The organism is Streptomyces sp. NPDC093221, from assembly GCF_044753885.1.
Taxonomy (GTDB): Bacteria; Actinomycetota; Actinomycetes; order Streptomycetales; family Streptomycetaceae; genus Actinacidiphila.
Window position 1 is genome coordinate 108981 of record NZ_JBIVOA010000003.1, and the last position, 17634, is coordinate 126614.

The 17634-nt window shown below is 73.4% G+C and carries 18 protein-coding genes; 9 read left to right on the top strand and 9 right to left on the bottom strand.

Annotated elements, in window-relative coordinates:
* Nucleotides 1-81 precede the first annotated feature (81 nt).
* Nucleotides 82-402, bottom strand: coding sequence for an SHOCT domain-containing protein (locus tag ACIQCJ_RS12510; RefSeq protein ID WP_402711338.1), 321 nt, complete (start codon nucleotides 400-402; stop codon nucleotides 82-84).
* 228 nt (nucleotides 403-630) lie between these two features.
* Here ACIQCJ_RS12510 and ACIQCJ_RS12515 point away from each other — a divergent pair, with 228 nt between their 5' ends.
* Nucleotides 631-1542 carry a DUF2797 domain-containing protein gene (locus tag ACIQCJ_RS12515; RefSeq protein WP_402711339.1) on the top strand — a complete coding sequence of 304 codons (912 nt, stop codon included), beginning with the start codon at nucleotides 631-633 and terminating at the stop codon, nucleotides 1540-1542.
* 938 nt (nucleotides 1543-2480) lie between these two features.
* Here ACIQCJ_RS12515 and ACIQCJ_RS12520 read toward each other — a convergent pair.
* Nucleotides 2481-3713: an ROK family protein gene (locus ACIQCJ_RS12520; protein WP_402711341.1), complete on the bottom strand. Its 1233-nt coding sequence runs from the start codon at nucleotides 3711-3713 to the stop codon at nucleotides 2481-2483.
* 17 nt (nucleotides 3714-3730) lie between these two features.
* On the opposite strand from ACIQCJ_RS12520, the gene ACIQCJ_RS12525 reads away from it, so the two are divergent.
* The 3 genes from ACIQCJ_RS12525 to ACIQCJ_RS12535 all read left to right on the top strand — a co-directional run bounded on the left by ACIQCJ_RS12525 (nucleotide 3731) and on the right by ACIQCJ_RS12535 (nucleotide 6493).
* Entirely contained in the window at nucleotides 3731-5077 is a 1347-nt protein-coding gene (locus ACIQCJ_RS12525) for an MFS transporter (protein ID WP_402711342.1), read from the top strand.
* 157 nt (nucleotides 5078-5234) lie between these two features.
* A complete protein-coding gene (locus ACIQCJ_RS12530) occupies nucleotides 5235-5648 on the top strand; it encodes an SCO4225 family membrane protein (protein WP_402711343.1) in 414 nt (137 codons plus the stop codon).
* Between the two features lie 101 nt (nucleotides 5649-5749).
* Nucleotides 5750-6493: a maleylpyruvate isomerase family mycothiol-dependent enzyme gene (locus ACIQCJ_RS12535; RefSeq protein WP_391164125.1), complete on the top strand. Its 744-nt coding sequence runs from the start codon at nucleotides 5750-5752 to the stop codon at nucleotides 6491-6493.
* A gap of 35 nt (nucleotides 6494-6528) precedes the next feature.
* Here the strand turns inward: ACIQCJ_RS12535 and ACIQCJ_RS12540 are convergent, their stop codons facing one another.
* Nucleotides 6529-6924 (bottom strand): MarR family transcriptional regulator, encoded by a 396-nt coding sequence (locus ACIQCJ_RS12540; protein WP_355343865.1) that lies wholly within the window; start codon nucleotides 6922-6924, stop codon nucleotides 6529-6531.
* Nucleotides 6925-7011: 87 nt separating this feature from the next.
* Here ACIQCJ_RS12540 and ACIQCJ_RS12545 point away from each other — a divergent pair, with 87 nt between their 5' ends.
* Nucleotides 7012-8589 carry an MFS transporter gene (locus tag ACIQCJ_RS12545; RefSeq protein WP_402711345.1) on the top strand — a complete coding sequence of 526 codons (1578 nt, stop codon included), beginning with the start codon at nucleotides 7012-7014 and terminating at the stop codon, nucleotides 8587-8589.
* A gap of 184 nt (nucleotides 8590-8773) precedes the next feature.
* The gene (locus ACIQCJ_RS12550) at nucleotides 8774-9220 is read left to right on the top strand and encodes a DUF6332 family protein (RefSeq protein ID WP_402711346.1); all 447 of its coding nucleotides are present in this window, start codon (nucleotides 8774-8776) and stop codon (nucleotides 9218-9220) included.
* Here ACIQCJ_RS12550 and ACIQCJ_RS12555 read toward each other — a convergent pair.
* Genes ACIQCJ_RS12555 through ACIQCJ_RS12565 form a run of 3 tightly spaced genes read right to left on the bottom strand, consistent with a single transcriptional unit; the run spans nucleotide 9181 to nucleotide 12093 of the window.
* Nucleotides 9181-9846, bottom strand: a complete 666-nt coding sequence (locus tag ACIQCJ_RS12555; RefSeq protein ID WP_391050197.1) for a response regulator — start codon at nucleotides 9844-9846, stop codon at nucleotides 9181-9183. The genes ACIQCJ_RS12550 and ACIQCJ_RS12555 overlap by 40 nt on opposite strands.
* A complete protein-coding gene (locus ACIQCJ_RS12560; RefSeq protein WP_402711347.1) occupies nucleotides 9843-11252 on the bottom strand; it encodes a sensor histidine kinase in 1410 nt (469 codons plus the stop codon). Before ACIQCJ_RS12560 ends, ACIQCJ_RS12555 begins: the two co-directional genes overlap by 4 nt.
* A gap of 58 nt (nucleotides 11253-11310) precedes the next feature.
* Nucleotides 11311-12093 carry a WHG domain-containing protein gene (locus tag ACIQCJ_RS12565; protein ID WP_391050200.1) on the bottom strand — a complete coding sequence of 261 codons (783 nt, stop codon included), beginning with the start codon at nucleotides 12091-12093 and terminating at the stop codon, nucleotides 11311-11313.
* Nucleotides 12094-12243: 150 nt separating this feature from the next.
* Between ACIQCJ_RS12565 and ACIQCJ_RS12570 the strand changes: the two genes are divergently transcribed.
* Nucleotides 12244-12708 carry a nitroreductase family deazaflavin-dependent oxidoreductase gene (locus tag ACIQCJ_RS12570; protein ID WP_355343847.1) on the top strand — a complete coding sequence of 155 codons (465 nt, stop codon included), beginning with the start codon at nucleotides 12244-12246 and terminating at the stop codon, nucleotides 12706-12708.
* Nucleotides 12709-12754: 46 nt separating this feature from the next.
* Here the strand turns inward: ACIQCJ_RS12570 and ACIQCJ_RS12575 are convergent, their stop codons facing one another.
* Nucleotides 12755-14008, bottom strand: a complete 1254-nt coding sequence (locus tag ACIQCJ_RS12575; protein ID WP_355343843.1) for a geranylgeranyl reductase family protein — start codon at nucleotides 14006-14008, stop codon at nucleotides 12755-12757.
* 159 nt (nucleotides 14009-14167) lie between these two features.
* On the opposite strand from ACIQCJ_RS12575, the gene ACIQCJ_RS12580 reads away from it, so the two are divergent.
* Nucleotides 14168-15541 carry a dipeptidase gene (locus ACIQCJ_RS12580; protein ID WP_402711348.1) on the top strand — a complete coding sequence of 458 codons (1374 nt, stop codon included), beginning with the start codon at nucleotides 14168-14170 and terminating at the stop codon, nucleotides 15539-15541.
* Between the two features lie 84 nt (nucleotides 15542-15625).
* Here the strand turns inward: ACIQCJ_RS12580 and ACIQCJ_RS12585 are convergent, their stop codons facing one another.
* The gene (locus ACIQCJ_RS12585; RefSeq protein ID WP_402711349.1) at nucleotides 15626-16660 is read right to left on the bottom strand and encodes an NUDIX domain-containing protein; all 1035 of its coding nucleotides are present in this window, start codon (nucleotides 16658-16660) and stop codon (nucleotides 15626-15628) included.
* 305 nt (nucleotides 16661-16965) lie between these two features.
* On the bottom strand, nucleotides 16966-17094 hold the full coding sequence (locus tag ACIQCJ_RS12590; protein ID WP_402711350.1) for a hypothetical protein: 129 nt from the start codon (nucleotides 17092-17094) through the stop codon (nucleotides 16966-16968).
* Nucleotides 17095-17349: 255 nt separating this feature from the next.
* Here ACIQCJ_RS12590 and ACIQCJ_RS12595 point away from each other — a divergent pair, with 255 nt between their 5' ends.
* Entirely contained in the window at nucleotides 17350-17583 is a 234-nt protein-coding gene (locus ACIQCJ_RS12595) for a hypothetical protein (protein WP_402711757.1), read from the top strand.
* The last annotated feature ends 51 nt before the right edge of the window (nucleotides 17584-17634 follow it).

The following is a 17634-nucleotide window of genomic DNA, read 5'->3' on the forward strand; positions in this document are numbered from 1 at the left end:
GTCCCGCTGGCTCACTCGGTGGTGACGGCCCGCAGGACGTCCAGCCAGGCCGCCCGTCGCGCGGGCCGCTGGGCAGCGCGCTCACGCCGTACCGCCCTTGCCCTCGCGCAGGTCACGACCGAAGCGCTCGTCCAGGACCGACAGCCGGCGCCAGTACTCGTCCTCGTCGATCTCGCCCGCGGCGAAGCGGCGGCCGAGCAGGGTGACCGGCGAGTTCTCCGCGGCCTCGGCGGCCGCCTCCGACCGCCAGGGCGCCGCCCGCCAGGGGCCGCCGCGCCCGCGTCCGCGCCAGACGGTGCGGCGCAGCACGGTGATCACGGTGACGACCACAGCCGCCCAGATCAGTGGCAGGAACAGAATCCACGGGCCGGGCCCGCCGTCATGCCAAGCCAGGGTGTTCATCGCTCGTCAACTCCTCGGTGGATGCCGGGTCGGGAGGCTTCTTCCGACACCACCGAGCCTCGTCCTCCACGGGCCGCCCGTCGTCGTACGGCCAGCGGCACCCGCGCTACCACCCGCGCAGTACGCGGCGGCCCCGGCACTGCTCCCGGCGCTGCTCCCGGCGGCGCGGGCACCGGCGCCGGCGGTCGAGGGCGGGCGCTGTCGTACCCCTGCCCTAGGGTCGGGGACATGTGGCGCTGCACGGGACTGGGCTGGGGTCAGGGCGGTCCCGAGTGGACGTGGTGGCATCCGGTGCACCGCGGCCGGTCGAGCCCGCTGCGGCTCGGCGGACCGCTGTCCCTGGCCGTCGGCGCGGACGCGGTACGCACCTGCGCGGGGGTGTGGCGCGGCGGCCGGTACGTGACGTGTCCTTACGGCGCGCGGCTGCCTCCCGACGTACGGCGCGACCAGTGCGAGCGGTGCGCCGCGCTGGACCGTTCGTATTCGGTGGCGGCCGACACCAAGGCGGACGATCCGCGGCCGTACGCCGTCTATCTGGCCTGGTTCGGCCCCGGACTGCTCAAGGTGGGCATCACGGCGGCCGAACGCGGCGCGGCCAGGCTGCGGGAGCAGGCCGCCGTCTGCTTCACCTTCCTCGGCGAGGGGCCCCTGATGACGGCCCGCCGTACCGAGGCGATCCTGGGCGCGGCCCTCGGCGTCCCCGACCGCGTCTCCGCTCCGGCCAAGCGCGCCGCCCGCCACACGCTGCCCGACGCGGAGGCCCGCGCGGCCGAACTCCGCGGCCTGCACGCCTCGGTGGCCGGCCTGCTGCCCGACACCTTGCGGGCTCGGCCCTGCGAAGTCGTCGACCACGCCGTCCTGTTCGGCCTCTCCCCCGGTCAACTCCCGCCTCCGGCCGCCCGCATCACCGCACTGCCGCCGGGCAGCACGGTCACCGGGACGGTCAGGGCGGCGGCCGGTTACGACGTCTACGTGCGGGTCTCGGAGCCGGAGGGGGCGGAAGACTCGGGCCGCCTTCTGCTGCTCGACACCCGGCTCGCCCAGGGCTGGCCCCTGCTGCGCGCGCCGCACGGCGCGCCAACGGACGTCCCGACGGCCGTGACCGCGCCGGCCAAGCAAGCCCCGCCGCCGCTCTTCTGAGGGTTCGCCGCTGCGCGGTCTGTCTTGCCCCACCCGCCCACCCGTGCGGGTGCTTTGTCGTCTGCGGGTGCCGCCTGTGCCTGGTCGGTGCCGGTCCGGGGCACCTCCTCGAAATCCGTACCACCTGGCCCTTACGAATCCGGCACCCGGCCGTCAACGTATTTCTGCGGGGGCACCCCGCCCCGTCCCCTCCCGGTACGTCGGCGTCCGACGGTCCGGTGGGGGTGGCCGGGAGGGGGTGGGCGGGGGCTCAGGCACGTCGGCGTCCGACGGTCCGCTGTGGCTGAGGAAAGTCCCAAAGACCGGCGACGGCGCCCGGCCGTTCCTCCACCGTGGGATCGACGGAGAGCGCCCCCTCAGGGCGGAAGACACCCGGGGCACCCTCACAATCTTGGACACCCACCCCGGCCCCCACCGGACAGGCGGACGCCGACGACCTCACCCCCACCCACCACCTCCGCCCCACCACAGCGGACCGTCGGACGCCGACGTACCCGAGCCCACCCACCCCTTCCCGTCCGTCCCGGCTGGACGGTCGGTCGCGCAGGGGGCCGGGCTCACACCCACCCCTTCCCGTCCGCCCCAGGTGGACCGTCGGACGTCGAGGTACCCGAGCCCACCCACCCCCTTTCGCCCACCCCGCCGGGAGGTCGGGGGGCGCAGGGCCCCGGCACCCACCCACCCCCCTCCGCCACCCCCACCGGCAGGCGGACGCCGACGTACCGGGAGGGGACGGGCCGGGGTGCCCCCGCAGGGGGACGAACGGACAAGGGCTGGACGTCATCGAAGTGCGGACACGTTCGTCCCCCGAGGAGGTGCCCCGGACCGGCACCGACCCAGGCACAAGCGGCACCCGCAGACGAAAAAGCACCCGCACGGGTGGGCGGGCGGGAAAGACAGACCGCGCAGCGGCGAACCCTCAAACCAACGGGCACCCCTCACCCGCCCAGCCGCGCCAGCGGATCATCCAGCACCGGCTGCCACGCCAACTCCGCCGCCCCGACAAGGCTGTTGTGGTCCAGAGCACAGGCGAGCAGCGGCACACTACCGCTGCGCCCCCAAAGGCTGTGATCGGCGACAACAGCCCGCAACCGCTCCGGATCGGCGTCCAGCAGATACCGGTGCAGGCCGCCGAGAAGGATGCGATCGGGGTTGAGGACGTTGACGAGTCCGGCCAGACCGCGCCCGAGGCGGTCGATGAGGGTGTGCGCGGCGTCGCGGACGGAAGGGTCGGACGGGTCGTCGTACTCCCTGCGGAGCAGGTCGATGGACTGCTGGAGCAGCGAGCCCTCGGGCCCCGGCGCGCGACCGGCCGCTTCGAGGAAGGCCAGCGGGTCGGCCTCGACGTCGAGACAGCCTCGGCTGCCGCAGTGGCAGGGGCGTCCGTCGGGCAGCACGGTGAGGTGGCCGACCTCCAGGGCGAGCCCTGAACTGCCGGTGTGCAGACGGCCGTCGAGGACCAGGGCGCCACCGACCCCGCGGTGTCCGGAGGCGACGACGAGCAGGTGCTGGGCGTCGCGTCCCGCGCCGTGCCGGTGTTCGGCGAGCGCGGCGACGTTGACGTCGTTGCCGATGAAGGAGGGGACGGGGTCGCCGTCGGGTCCCGTGATGCCGACGCGGGCGATCTGGCTCGCGAACACCTGCCGTACGGGGGCGCCCGCGGGCCACGCGAGGTGCAGCGGGTTGAGTGCGGTGCCCTCGGGCTCCGCGACGGCGGACGGTACGGCGAGGCCCGCGCCGACGCAGACCCGGCCCGACGCGCTCAGCAGCTCCGCTCCGGCCTCGACGACCGCGGCGAGCACATGCGCGGGATCGGCGTGCACGGTCATGGAGCCGGGCGCGGTGGCGACGATCTCGCCGCCGAGTCCGACCAGCGCGGCCCGGAATCCGTCGGCGTGCACCTGGGCGGCGAGCGCGACCGGTCCGCCGGGGGCCACGTCGAGCCGGTGCGAGGGACGGCCCTGCGCGCCGGAGGGGCCGGTGGGCCGGGTGTCGACCCGGATCAGTCCCAGCGCCTCCAGCTCCGCGGCCACCGCCCCGGCGGTGGCGCGGGTCACTCCGAGCTCCGCGGTCAGCAGGGCGCGGGTCGCCGCGCGGCCGGTGTGCACGAGGGAGAGTGCCGGGCCGAGCGCGCCCCGACCCCTCTCAAGCCTTGTCCGAATCTGTGTCACCCCTCTATTCTGACTTTGTGCCGACGCTAAACAAAATAGGGACGGCCCTCGGCCGATCCCACCACACTCCCCCACCCTCTCCTGCCCTACGCCGCCTGCGCGTCGCCCTGACCGTCTTCTTCGCCGTCGACGGCTTCCTCTTCGCCGGGTGGGTCGTCCGCATTCCCGCGATCAAGGCCCAGACCGGCGCGACCGCCGGTCAGTTGGGCCTCGCGCTGCTCGGTGTCTCCGTCGGCGCCATCGCCACGATGGTGCTCACCGGACGGCTCTGCCGCCGCTTCGGCAGCCGCCGGGTGACGGTGCTGACCGGCATCCTCCTCTCCCTGAGCATCGCCCTGCCCCCGAGGACGCACTCGGCACTCGCCCTCGGCCTCGTCCTGCTGCTGTTCGGGGTGGCCTACGGCGGCATGAACGTGGCGATCAACAGCGTCGCCGTCGACCTGGTCGCGGCCATGCGCCGCCCGGTCATGTCCAGCTTCCACGCGGCGTACAGCATGGGCGGCCTGCTCGGCGCGGGGCTAGGCGGCCTGCTGGCACCGCACCTGTCGGCCGCCACGCACCTGCTGCTGCTCACCCCGATCGGCCTGCTGACGGTCTTCCTCGCCGGACGCGTCCTGCTGGCGCACCCGCTGCGCCAGCCGTCGGCGGTCGCGGCACGCCAGACGGCCGGACCCGTACAGGCCCGTACGGAACCGCCGCTCGCGGACGGCCCGGCCCGTACGGTCGCGGCACCTGCCGACGCGGTCACCGCGACGGCGACGGACCCGGTGCACGCGCCCGCCGCGAAGACCGCGCCCGGCAAGCCCGCCAGGACGGGGCTGATCGTCCTCCTCTTCGGGCTGATCGCGGCGTGTTCCGCGTACGGCGAGGGCGCGCTCGCCGAGTGGGGGCCGCTGCACATCGAGCAGGATCTGCACGGCGGGTCGAGCATCGCGGCGGCCGGTTACGCGGCGGTCGCGGGCGCGATGATGCTCGGCCGCCTTTCCGGTACCGCGCTGATCGAACGTCTGGGACAGACACGGGCGTTGGTGCTGGGCGGCCTCACCGCCTCCGCGGGGATGCTGATCGGCGCGCTGGCGCCGTCGACCCCGGTCGTGGTGGCCGGTTTCGCCGTCACCGGGCTCGGCCTGGCCAACCTCTTCCCCACCGCCATGGCCAGGGCGGGCGAACTGACCGGCCCGGGCGGCGTCGCGGCGGCCTCCACCCTCGGCTACGGCGGCATGCTGCTCGGCCCGCCCTCGATCGGTTTCCTCACCGACGCCGTCGGCCTGCCCACCGCGCTGACCACCGTCTCCGCCCTGGCCGCGGTCGCGGCGGCCATCGCCTACGGCGTACGGAACAGCGCCGCGCGCGCCGAGAAGTGACCGACGGAACAGGCGCTCACCGCCACGTATCACGGCATGCTGGTCCCCGGCCGCGAGATCCACTGCCGGAAGCGTAGGGCCCGGAGACCGGGCGGGGCGAAGGCGTCGGAGCCTCACGGGCCGGAACCGTACGGGTTCGGAACCGCAAGGAGGAGCGATGCGCATACCGTCCTGGCTGACCACCGCCACCGGCCCGCTGCACCGGGAACGGATCTCCCGCGGCTATCTGTACGTCGTCGGCGCCGCGCTGGCGCTGATGCTGCTGGACACGGCGGTCTTCTCGCACCGCAACGCCTCGCTCACCGCCGTCCTGCTGGTGCTGCTGACCCTGCCGTGGACGCCGCTGATCTGGGCGCTCTTCGCCGCGGTCTGCGGCATGGACACCCGTGGCACCGCCTTCGGCTGGTCCGGCTGGACGCTGACCGTCGTGGCCGCACTGGTCTCCGCGGCACTCAACGCCGTACTGCTCGGCTACGCGGCCCGGTACGCCCGCCGCCGCGCCGACACCAGCGGCGAGCGCTCCGCCGACGGCTCGACGGCCGCGGAGACGGGCGCCCGGCCCACCCGCTGAGCGGGCCGCCGGCCCCGTTTACTCCCTCGCCCGCACGGTGACCGTCCTGCGAGAATCCGCGCATGGAGAGCGATCAGCGGACGGGGAGGCGGACGGGGAGCATGGAGACAGCCGAGTTCATCGACACGCTGCGCGACGAGGGCACGCTGCTCGCCGACGCGGCGGGCGGCGCCGGTCTCGACGCGCCCGTGCCGCCGTGTCCCGGCTGGCGGGTGCGCGACCTGCTGGCGCACACCGGCGCGGTGCACCGCTGGGCCACCGGGTACGTCGCCGAAGGCCGCATGGAGCGCGAGCCGTTGGACCCGGCGGTGCCCGACGACCCGGAGCTGGTGGACTGGTACCGGGGTACGCATCGGCGACTGACGGAAGCTCTGGTCGCCGCCCCCGCCGATCTGACGTGCTGGTTCTTCCTGGCGGCGCCCTCGCCGCTGGCCTTCTGGGCGCGGCGCCAGGCCCACGAGACGACGATCCACCGGATCGACGCGGAGGCGGCGCTCGGCCGCGACCCGTCCCCGGTGGCCACCGGCTTCGCGGCGGACGGCGTGGACGAGCTGCTGACCGGCTTCCAGGCCAGGCGGCGGGCCAGGCTCCGCACCGACCGGCCGCGCACGCTGCGGGTCCGGGCGGCCGACGTGCCGGGCGGCGCCCGCGAGTGGCTGCTGCGGCTCTCGTCCGAGGCCCCGACCGCGGAGCGCGACGCGCCCGGTGAGGCGGACTGCACCGTCACCGGCTCGGCGGCCGACCTCTATCTGGCGCTGTGGAACCGCGGGCCGTACGAGCGGCTGTCGGTGACGGGTGACGACGCGCTGGTGGAGCTGTGGCGTCGGACGGCGAAGATCACCTGACGAACGGACCGGGGCCCGCGGATTGACGAACGGGGTCAGCTCTGGACGAGCATCCGTTCCAGCACGGCGCGGTGGCAGGGGCGGGCCTGTTCGTATCGGGCGCGGCCGGTCTCGGTGAGGCCGACGCGTACGCCCCGGCGGTCCTCGCTACAGATGCCGCGGTCGACGAGACCGTCCTTCTCCAGCCGGGCGACGAGCCGGGACAGCGCGCTCTGGCTCAGGTGGACGCGGTCGGCCAGCTCCTGGACGCGGAAGGTGCAGCCGCCGTCCTGGGGGTCGCCGGAGGCGAGCAGGTCCAGCACCTCGAAGTCGCTGGCGCCGAGCCCGTACTGGTGCAGCGCACGGTCGAGTTCACATGCCGTGCGCGCGTGAACGGCAAGGATCTGCCGCCACTCGTCCACGAGCGCCCGCTCACCCTTGTCGCCGGTCATGTCTGCACGGTAGCAGAAAGCGAACCCTTCATGCACGGACATTAAATGCGCTTGCATTGAATGCGTGCGCATGTAAGTCTCGCCTCCATGACCTCTCCGTCTCCTACCGTCCCCCGCACCGAGGAGCGATGGAGTGCCCTGCAGTGGGGCACGCTCCTGGTGCTCTGCGCGGCGCTCTTCCTCGACGCACTCGATGTGTCGATGGTCGGCGTGGCGCTGCCTTCGATCGCCCACGACCTCGACCTCTCCACGTCCTCGCTCCAGTGGGTCGTCAGCGGTTACATCCTCGGCTACGGCGGCCTGCTGCTGCTCGGCGGCCGCGCGGCCGACCTGCTCGGCAGGCGCCGCGTCTTCCTCATCGCGCTCGGCGTCTTCGCCGTCGCCTCACTGCTCGGCGGCCTGGTCGACTCGGGTGAACTGCTGATCGCGACCCGCTTCATCAAGGGCCTCAGCGCCGCGTTCACCGCGCCCGCCGGACTGTCGATCATCACCACGACCTTCGCCGAGGGCCCGGTCCGCAACCGCGCCCTCACCATCTACTCGAGCTGCGGCGCCACCGGCTTCTCCATGGGTCTGGTGCTCTCCGGCTTCCTCACCGAGGCGGGCTGGCGCTGGACGATGCTGCTGCCCGCGCCGGTCGCGCTGATCGCCCTCGCCGCCGGTCTGAAGCTCATCCCGAAGAGCCCGCGCGAGAGCGGCAAGGGCCGCGGATACGACCTGCCGGGCGCCGTCACCGGCACGGCCTCGATGCTGTTGCTGGTGTTCACCGTGGTCTCGGCGTCCGAGGCGGGCTGGGCCTCGGCCCGCACGCTGGTCTCCTTCGCCGCCGTCGCCGTCCTGCTGGCGTCCTTCGTCGCCATCGAACACCGCTCCTCGTCCCCGCTGATCCGGCTCGGCGTCCTGCGCTCGTCCAGCCAGATCAGGGCCAACCTCGGCGGCGCCACCTTCTTCGGCTCGTACGTCGCCTTCCAGTTCCTCGTCACGCAGTACATGCAGAACGTGCTGGGCTGGAGCGCCCTGCACACCGCGCTCGCCTTCCTGCCCGCGGGCTCACTGGTGGCCGTCCTGTCCACCCGGATGGGCCCGATCGTGGACCGGTTCGGCACGCCACGGGTGATCGCCGTCGGCTTCACCTCGCTGGTCATCGGCTACATCCTCTTCCTCCGGATCAATCTGGACCCGAACTACGCGGCGGCCATCCTGCCGTCGATGCTGCTGCTCGGCGCCGCCTTCGCGCTGGCCTTCCCGTCCCTCAACATCCAGGCCACCAACGGCGTCAAGGACCATGAGCAGGGCATGGTCTCCGGACTGCTCAACACCTCCTTCCAGGTCGGCGGCGCCATCTTCCTGGCCGTGGTCACCGCGGTGGTCACCGCAGCCGGCGGCGATCACCCGGCGAACAAGCAGGCCATTCTGGACAGTTACCGGCCCGGCCTGTGGGTCGTCACCGGCATCGGTCTCGTGGGCCTGCTGCTGACCCTGTCCGGGCTGTTCACCCGCAGGAAGGCGTCCTACGGCATCCTGGTCGCGTCCTCGGCCGACTTCGAGAACGGGGGCGCGGGACGGTCCGGCGCCGCCGGTTCCGCGGCTGCCACGGGGTCTGTCGGTTCCGCGGGCTCCGCCGGGGCGGCCGACGAATCGGAACAGGTCGCCGTGCGCGACTGATCACCCGGTCGGCCGACCGCTCGGCCGACTGTGCGATTCCCATCCCACGTCCCTTCCGGCGTCCTCCGACTCCCTTGGTGATCCGGGCACTTGACGACCGGCCCCGCGCGAAAAGGCATCGCGCGGGGCCGGTCGTGCCATGGCAGACTTGGCCGCATCGCGATTGCGACGGGAGGGGCGGGGGATGCGCGGAAGCCGTACGCAAGCGGAACGCGACGCCATCACAGTCGAAATGGTCTTCGCCATGGTGTCGGGCGCCGTGCTGGCGGCGGTCGGATTTCTGGCGGTGGTGAGCCCGGTCATGGCGGACGAGGCCCACGGCACGGCCCGCGAAGGGTGGTTCACCGCCGCGGTGATCGTCGCCGCGGCCGCCTTCTGCGGGCGCGTCGCCCTGACGCTCCGCCGCTTCGAGCAGCGGGGGCACGCGCTGCACGAGCGGATTCCGTTACCCGGGGCACCGGTCGGCGCGGACGCGGGCGCCGAGAGGGGCGCGGGCGCCGAGTCGGGCGCCGGAACCGGTCCTGATACGGGGGCGCAGTGGGGTACGGCGGCCGGCCGTTCGCCTTCGGGCGGTGGGTCGGTGACGTCAAGTCAGCCCAGCCAGCCGGGCCGGACGAGCCCGGACTCGTAGGCCATCACGACCAGTTGGGCCCGGTCGCGCGCCCCGAGTTTCACCATCGCACGGCTGACGTGCGTCTTGGCGGTGAGCGGGCTCACGACGAGGCGGCGTGCGATCTCGTCGTTGGACAGCCCGATGCCGACCAGCGCCATCACTTCCCTTTCCCGCTCGGTGAGTTGGTCCAGGCCGACCGCCTGCGCGGGCTCCTTGGAACGAGCGGCGAATTCGGCGATCAGCCGTCGGGTCACACCGGGCGACAGCAGCGCGTCGCCCTCCACCACCGCCCTTACCGCGCGCAGCAGTTCCTCCGGCTCGGTGTCCTTCACCAGGAAGCCGGAGGCTCCGGCGCGGATCGCCTCGAAGACGTATTCGTCGAGTTCGAAGGTGGTGAGGATGACCACCTTGACCTCGGACAACGCCGGGTCGTCGGTAATCCGGCGGGTGGCGGCGAGACCGTCCGTCAGCGGCATGCGGATGTCCATCAGCACGGCGTCGGGGGTCATGTCGCGGACCAGCCGCAGCGCCTCCTCGCCGTCGGCCGCCTCCCCCACCACCTCGATGTCGCTCTGCGCGTCCAGCAGCGCGCGGAATCCGGCGCGGACCAGCACCTGGTCGTCGGCCAGCAGCACGCGGATCACGAACGCTCCTCGGTGGCCTCGACGGCCTTGGTGAACTCGGTCGCCTCAGCGGCTCCGTCGGCGGGGGTGGGCCGGTCGGCGCGGTCCTGCGGCGGCGGCTCGACCGTGCCCGATCGTACGGCGCGTGGCGTCGGCGGGGCGGCCGGTGGGGTCGGGCCCTCGGACCGGTCGGCCGGGGCGGAGGGTCCGGGCGTCGGGCCGATTGGAGCCTCGGTGCCGCCGCCCGGTACGCCCGGCGCGACGATCGGCAGCAGCGCGCGGATCCGGAAGCCGCCGTCGGGGCGCGGGCCCGCCTCCAGCGTGCCGCCCAGCGCGACGCTCCGCTCGCGCATGCCGACCAGGCCGTTGCCCCCGCCGCTCTCGCCGCCCGCGACGGCGGGTCCGTCGTCGTCGACCGTCACTTTCACGCTGCCGGGCCGGTAGCCGAGGCGGATACGGGCGGCGCGGGAGCCGGAGTGCCGCACGATGTTCGTCAGCGCCTCCTGCACGATACGGAAGGCGGCGAGGTCGACGCCGGGCGGCAGCGGGGCCGGTGCGCCGTCGACGGTGACCTCGGCCTTCAGGCCCGCGGAGCCCGCCTGTTCGACCAGTTCGGGGAGCCGGTCGAGGCCCGGTGCGGGCGAGCGCGGTGCCTCGCCGGGGGCGCGGAGCGTACTGAGCACCTGCCGTACCTCGCCCAGCGCTTCCTTGCTGGCGGCCTTGATGGTGACCAGCGCCGTCCGCGCCTGCTCCGGCCGCTCGTCCATCAACGCGAGGGCCACGCCCGCCTGCACATTGATCACCGAGATGCTGTGCGCGAGCACGTCGTGCAGTTCGCGGGCGATCCGCATGCGCTCCTCGTCGGCCCTGCGGTGCTCGGCCTCGGCCCGCTCACGGCGGTCCCTGGCGATCTGCTCCCGCCGTACCCGGTACAGCTCGGCGGCGGCCAGCACCGCGAGCAGCCAGGCACCGGCCGCTGAGGTCTCCGCCCAGGACGCGCGGCCGTCGCCGGAGGGCGGCAGGTAGCGGTAGAGCCACTGGCCGATCAGCGTGTGTCCGGCGAGGAACACCAGGGCGATGGCCGGCACGGCCCTTCTGTGGCCCGCGGCGACGGCGCTGAAGAAGGCGACGACGAGGCTGGCGAAGACCGGGCCGTAGGGATAGCCGAGCGTGATGTAGAGCAGCGTCGCGCCGCAGGTCGCGGCGGCCACGACGACCGGCGCGCGGCGGCGGAGGAGCAGGAGTGCCGGGCCCGCGAGCAGCAGCAGGTAGCCGAGCCAGTCCAGGCCGACCCGGCCGGTCTGGTGGCCCGATGCCACGCGGGTGCCGACGACCTGGACGAAGGCCAGCGCGAGTGCGGGGATCCAGACGGGCCGCGCGAACGGGATTCCGTGGCGCGGCGGCCCTGTCGGCTCCTCGTGGCTCATGCGTTCCACGCTAGACCGCGGTCCGGGAGGCGGCGTCCGCTGTACGGGGGCACCGCGACTACTTCGCGGGGAGTACGCCGTCCGTCGCCGACGCGTCCGCGGGTATGTCGTCAGGGGTGTCCGCCGAGGCGCTCGCGGGGGCGCCGAGGCCGACTTGGCGGGCCAGTCCCGCGGCTGCCAGTTCGAGGAATTCACGGCGGGCCTCGACCACCCGGTTGAACTGCCCGAAGACCTCGAAGCTGATCAGCCCGAAGAGCTGCGCCCAGGCGGCGACGAGCGCGGCGACCGTCCGCACCGGCAGATCGGGGGCCAGTTCCGCGGCGAGCCGGGCGGCGTCGGCGCGGACGGGGGCGGCGAGCGGATTGCCGGGCGGCTGCGTGAGCAGGCCGTCGCGGTGGGCGTCGCGGACGACGGAGAACAGGGCCAGGGCGGCGCGGGAGGCGGGGCCGATGGTGTCGAGCGGCGCGGTGTAGCCGGGTACGGGTGAGCCGTAGATCAGCGCGTACTCGTGCGGATGGGCGACGGCCCACTCGCCGGCGGCGCGGCAGATCGCGACCCATCGGTCGGCCGGTGCCGCGCCCTGCTCCACCGCGCTCGCCAGGGCGTCCTCCGCCGCCGCGCCGATCGCGTCGTAGGCGTCGATGATGAGAGCGGTGAGCAGATCGTCCCTGCTCGGGAAGTAGCGGTAGAGGGCGGATGAGACCATGCCCAGTTCGCGTGCGACCGCGCGCAGCGAGAGCCGCGCCGCTCCCTCGGCGGCGAGCTGGCGTCTGGCCTCTTCCTTGATGGCCGCGGTGACTTCGATCCTCGCCCGTTCCCTGGCTCCTCTGATCACGCTCATGGCAGTCAGTGTGCCACCTTCAAGAGCATCAGCCAAGAAAGAGAGCAGTGCTCTTGCTTTTTCTCACGAGACGCTGGCACACTGTTCTCAAGCGAGAGCACCGCTCACAACAGCGGTCACGACAGCAGTCGAGAAATCGGAGAGATCGCCATGTCTGAGCAGGTCGCACACGTCAAGAAGCCCGGCTGGTTCACCGTCAACGTCCTCAATCGCACGGTCGGCTGGCTGACCCGGCGCGGCTTGAGCGTCTGGGGTTCGCGGGTACTGGCCGTCCGGGGCCGCAAGAGCGGTGAGTGGCGGCAGACCCCGGTGAATCTGCTGACCTTCGAGGACCGGCGGTATCTGGTGGCCCCGCGCGGCCACGTCCAGTGGACCTACAACATGCGGGTGGCCGGCGGCGGCGAACTGCACCTCGGCAAGAAGGTCGAGGAGTTCACCGCCACCGAGGTGGCCGACGACGACAAGCCCGCCATCCTGCGCGCCTACCTCAAGCGCTGGAAGGCCGAGGTCGGAGCCTTCTTCGACGGCGTGGGCCCGGATTCGACCGACGAGGAGCTGCGCGCGATAGCGCCCAACCACCCGATATTCCAGGTCCACGCCACCGACGGGAAGTGAGGCGCGGGAGTACGGCACAGGGCCCGGAGCCGGGCCGGGGCCGACGTCAGGCCCGGTCGACGGCCTCCAGTGCCTTGCGGGCGAGCGGGTGGGTGCGGACGAGTTCGGCGAGCGAGCTCTTTCCGCGGGTGATGCCCGCGAAGGCGCGCCAGGCGGGCGGGAATGTGGTGAGCACGGCGTGCAGCATTCCGGGGCGCCGTTCGAAGAGGGTCAGCATGCGGCGGCCGACCCCCATCTCGACGCCGAGCCCGGCCTTCACCGCGAAGGTGTAGTTGAGGGCCTGGCGCCTGGCGTCCACCGCGTCGTGGGACTCGGCGATGCGCACGGCCCACTCCCCCGCCAGACGGCCGGAGCGCAGCGCGTAGGAGATGCCCTCGCGCGTCCAGGGTTCGAGCAGGCCCGCGGCGTCGCCGCAGACCAGGACCCGGCCCCGGGAGAGAGGGGAGTCGTCGGCCCGGCAGCGGGTGAGGTGGCCGGAGGAGACGCTGGGTTCGAACCCGGCCAGGCCGAGCCGGGCGATGAAGTCGTCCAGGTAGCGCTTGGTGGCGCTGCCGTCGCCGCGGGCGGAGATCACGCCCACGGTGAGGGAGTCGCCCTTGGGGAAGACCCAGCCGTAACTGCCGGGCAGCGGGCCCCAGTCGATCAGCACCCGTCCCGCCCAGTCCTCCGCGACGGACGTGGGGACCGGGATCTCCGCCTCCAGGCCGAGGTCGACCTGGTCGAGCTTGACGCCGACATGAGCGCCTATCCGGCTCGCACTGCCGTCGGCGCCGACGACGGCGCGGGCGTAGACGGTCTCCTCGACGCCCTTGCCCGCCGGGCCGCCGCTGCCGTTGAGCACGACGGCGACGGTGCGACGGTCGGGGACACCGGGACCGTGCTGCTCCACGCGGGAGACGGTCACTCCGGTGCGCAGCTCGGCGCCCGCCTCGCAGGCGGCCTCCACGAGGGCGTTGTCGAATTCGGGCCGGTTGATCAGCCCGAAGAGCATCTGCCGGGAGCGCTTGGTGCGCGTCAGCTTGCCGTTGAGGCTGAAGGTGACCGCGTGCACCCGGTCGCGCAGGGGCAGTTCGAATCCCGGCGGCAGGGCGTCCCGTGAGGACCCGATGATGCCGCCGCCGCAGGTCTTGTACCTCGGCAGTTCGGACTTCTCCAAGAGGAGGACCCGACGGCCCGTCACGGCCGCGGCGTGGGCCGCGGTGGCCCCCGCGGGGCCCGCGCCGATCACCACGACGTCCCAGACCGCGAGCGCCTCGCCGTCGTTCGCGCCGCTGTCCTGCGCCGCCTGCTCACCGCTCACGTCTGTTTCGCTCCCGCTCGGCCTGTCCGGCTGTGTTGCCCCTGTTCAGCCGCATCCTATTGCGCCCGTCCGGAACATCTCGCTGTGGCACCATCGGCAGCGACCCCGTTGTGTGCACCAACGACCGATGTTGCCACCTGATTCCTGCTAGGAGCACCTATGTCCAGCACCCCGCTCGCCGATACTGTCGCCGCCCTGCTTCCCCGTGCCCGGACGGAGCTGGCGGAGCTGGTGTCGTACGCGTCGGTGGCCGATGAACGACAGTTCCCGAAGAGCGAGTGCGAGAAGGCGGCCGTCTGGGTGGCCGACGCGCTGCGGGCGGAGGGCTTCCAGGAGGTGGCCCTGCTGGACACCCCCGACGGCACGCAGTCGGTGTACGGCTGGCTGCCGGGGCCCGAGGGCGCGCCGACGGTGCTGCTGTACGCGCACTACGACGTGCAGCCGCCGCTGGACGAATCGGCGTGGCTGTCCCCGCCCTTCGAGCTGACCGAGCGGGACGGCCGCTGGTACGGGCGTGGCGCGGCCGACTGCAAGGGCGGCGTGCTGATGCACCTCACCGCGCTGCGGGCGCTGCGCGAGCACGGCGGCGCTCCGGTGAACATCAAGGTGATCGTGGAGGGTTCCGAGGAGCAGGGCACCGGCGGTCTTGAGCGCTACGCCGAGGAGCACCCGGAGCTGCTGGCCGCCGACGCGATCGTGATCGGCGACGCGGGCAACTTCCGGGTGGGGCTGCCCACGGTGACCTCGACGCTGCGCGGCATGGTGCTGGCGGAGGTGCGGGTCTCGACGCTCGAAGGCAACCTGCACTCGGGGCAGTTCGGCGGGGCGGCACCGGACGCGCTGGGGGCGCTGATCCAGATCCTGGCGTCGCTGCGGGACGCGGACGGTTCGACCACGATCGACGGTCTCGACGCCTCGGGCGAGTGGCCGGGGCTGCGCTACCCGGAGGAGGACTTCCGGCGCGACGCCAAGGTGCTGGACGGTGTGGAACTGGTCGGCAAGGGCAGTGTCGCGGACCGGATCTGGGCGCGTCCCTCGGTGACGGTGCTGGGCATCGACGCGCCGCCGGTCGTCGGCGCGACCCCGTCCGTACAGGCCACCGCGGGCGCGCTGGTGAGCGTCCGGGTCCCGCCGGGCACCGCGGCCGAGCAGGCGGCCGAGGCGCTGACCGCGCATCTGCGGGCGGCGGCTCCGTGGGGCGCGAAGGTGGAGGTGACGCAGCGCGGCAGGGGTCAGCCGTTCCGCGCGGACACCGGGAGCCCGGCGTACACGGCGATGGCGGACGCGATGCGGGAGGCGTACGGGGAGGAGTTGGCGGTGGCCGGGCAGGGCGGTTCGATCCCGCTGTGCAACACCCTGGCGACCCTGTATCCGCGAGCCGAGATCCTGCTGATCGGCCTCAGCGAGCCGGAGGCGCAGATCCACGCGGTCAACGAGAGCGTGTCGCCGCGGGAGCTGGAGCGGCTGTCGCTGGCGGAGGCGCTGTTCCTGGGCCACTACGCGGCCTCCAAGTCCGCGGGCGGCGCGGCCTGACCGACCCGCGGGACCCGGCCGCCGTCACCGCCGTCCACGCCGGGTGGGCGGCGGCGGGGGCAGCGGCGGCCGGGCGGGGCGGGGTCATTCGGCCGGGTGACCGGCCTCCAGGTTGAGCGGGCGGCCCTGTTCGCGGGCGCGCAGCGCCCAGCGCAGCCGGTCGAGGCGGGCCGGTGGGAGCAGTCCCGCGGCCTCGTCCTCGGTGACGAAGCGCCAGCCGCGCAGTTCGGCGCCGGGCAGCAGCAGGCGGCCGATGTCCGCTTCCGCGACCCGGCCGCCGTCGAAGATCAGGCGGAGCCCGCCGTAGCCGGGCGGGCGTGGCGGTTCCCAGTCGACCACGAGGAGTTCGAGGCCGCGGGCGAGTTCGAGCCCCAGTTCCTCGGCGACCTCGCGGTTTCCGGCGCGCGCGGGCGACTCGCCGCGTTCGACGACGCCGCCGGGGAACTCCCAGCCGGGTTTGTAGGTCGGGTCGACCAGCAGGACGCGGTCCGCGTCGTCGAAGAGCAGGACGCCGGACGCCACGGTCTCCGCGGTCGGTTCGGGGGTCTGGACGATCCCGCAGGCCCCGGCGCCGCGCCCGACGGCCTCGGTGACCCGCAGCGCGGTCTGACGGGGGGTCAGGCCCGCGGTGGACAGGATGTGCGCGTCCAGGGCGAGCCACGGCAGGGCGTTCTCGTAGTCGGCGATGCGGTCCAGCGCCCAGCGGCGGGCCCGGTCGTTCGTTCCGGTGCGGTCAGGGTGGTCGTCCCTGGTGGCGATGCGTTCACGCAGGATCGTTTCTCCTGGTTCCAGCAGTACGTGCCGGACCTCGATGCCACGGGACGCGAGGCCACCGAAGATCTCGTCGCGGTAGTCCTGCCGCAGCAGGGTCATCGGGGCCACCAGAACGCCGCCCACCTCATTGAGGAGAGCGGCGGCGGTCTCGACCACCAATCGCCGCCATATGGCCAGGTCCTGATAGTCGGTCACTTCTTGGAGCCGTTTTTCCGGCAGCAGTTGGCGCAGACAGCCGCCGAGTACCTCGGGGTCGTACAGGGTGCTTTCCGGTATCAGCTCCAGCATCTCCAGTGCGGCGCTGGTCTTCCCCGCGCCGAACGCCCCGTTCACCCAGATGATCACGGTGCCCCCTTTTCCGTAGACCCCTACGAATTGCCCGGATCATCGTGGGCGGCAAACGCGCCGTGGCCCGCGGCGGCGCGTACCGGCCGCAACGGTCGGCGCGGGGAGGCCAGCGTGACGGACACCGGACCGTCGCGGTGCGGGCCGTCGGAGCGCGGCCCGGGCCGCGTCGCCGCCTCCGCGGCCGCCACCCTGTGCTCACCGCGGACCGGCCAGCGCCCGCCGCGTCGAGCCGGGCGCCGCACGCGATCCGGTGGAAGGCGCGGGTCGCTCCCGCCTCCCGGTCCTCGGAAACGCCCCGCCCCTCAACGGGACTCCGCCACGGCGGAGGCAGGGGCAGGCCGCTGCGCGACGCCCGGTCCGCCGCGCAGCAGGTCCTCCTCGGCGAACAGCGCGGCCAGGAAGGCGGCGGCGCAGACGGCCGCGGCGACCATGAAGATCTAATGCGTCCCCGTCGCGACGGAACGCAAGCACGCGTCCCGTCCCGCGCCGCCCGCGCCCGGCCGACGCCCCTCGGTGGCGCGGGTGAACAGCGAGCCGAGGACGGCCACGCCGAGCGAGCCGCCGCCCGTAGGGAAGAGCGTGGTGCCGGCGGGACGCGACGCCCATGTCCCGCATCCCGACGTTGTTCTGGGCGATCGTGGTGGGCATCCGCGTCAGGAGGCCGAGCCCCGCACCGGCCGGAGCTGGTGGCTGACGCGCCCTGGACGCTCTGCCGGTACAGCGGCGGATCGAGCGTGGCACCGAACATCGCGGCGCCCACCGCGAAGATCATCATTGACGAGAGCCGGACGTTCCGGGTGTCGAACACCCGCAACGGCAGGACGGGTTCGGCCGCGCGGCGCTGCGAGGCGACAAAGGCGGCCAGGCCGAGCGCGGCGGCGACGGCCAGCGCGCCGATCCGCCAGGAGGCCCCGGCGTAACGGTTGCCCGCCCAGGTCCCGGCGAGCACGACCGAGGAGAGGGCGTAGGTC

Bases quoted from the DNA above. Each gene is read 5' to 3' on its own strand.
- ACIQCJ_RS12510 (WP_402711338.1), bottom strand. From the start codon at position 402: ATGAACACCCTGGCTTGGCATGACGGCGGGCCCGGCCCGTGGATTCTG.
- ACIQCJ_RS12515 (WP_402711339.1), top strand. From the start codon at position 631: ATGTGGCGCTGCACGGGACTGGGCTGGGGTCAGGGCGGTCCCGAGTGG.
- ACIQCJ_RS12530 (WP_402711343.1), top strand. From the start codon at position 5,235: ATGCGCATACCGTCCTGGCTGACCACCGCCACCGGCCCGCTGCACCGG.
- ACIQCJ_RS12535 (WP_391164125.1), top strand. From the start codon at position 5,750: ATGGAGACAGCCGAGTTCATCGACACGCTGCGCGACGAGGGCACGCTG.
- ACIQCJ_RS12540 (WP_355343865.1), bottom strand. From the start codon at position 6,924: ATGACCGGCGACAAGGGTGAGCGGGCGCTCGTGGACGAGTGGCGGCAG.
- ACIQCJ_RS12545 (WP_402711345.1), top strand. From the start codon at position 7,012: ATGACCTCTCCGTCTCCTACCGTCCCCCGCACCGAGGAGCGATGGAGT.
- ACIQCJ_RS12550 (WP_402711346.1), top strand. From the start codon at position 8,774: ATGCGCGGAAGCCGTACGCAAGCGGAACGCGACGCCATCACAGTCGAA.
- ACIQCJ_RS12560 (WP_402711347.1), bottom strand. From the start codon at position 11,252: ATGAGCCACGAGGAGCCGACAGGGCCGCCGCGCCACGGAATCCCGTTC.
- ACIQCJ_RS12565 (WP_391050200.1), bottom strand. From the start codon at position 12,093: ATGAGCGTGATCAGAGGAGCCAGGGAACGGGCGAGGATCGAAGTCACC.
- ACIQCJ_RS12570 (WP_355343847.1), top strand. From the start codon at position 12,244: ATGTCTGAGCAGGTCGCACACGTCAAGAAGCCCGGCTGGTTCACCGTC.
- ACIQCJ_RS12580 (WP_402711348.1), top strand. From the start codon at position 14,168: ATGTCCAGCACCCCGCTCGCCGATACTGTCGCCGCCCTGCTTCCCCGT.
- ACIQCJ_RS12590 (WP_402711350.1), bottom strand. From the start codon at position 17,094: ATGGTCGCCGCGGCCGTCTGCGCCGCCGCCTTCCTGGCCGCGCTGTTC.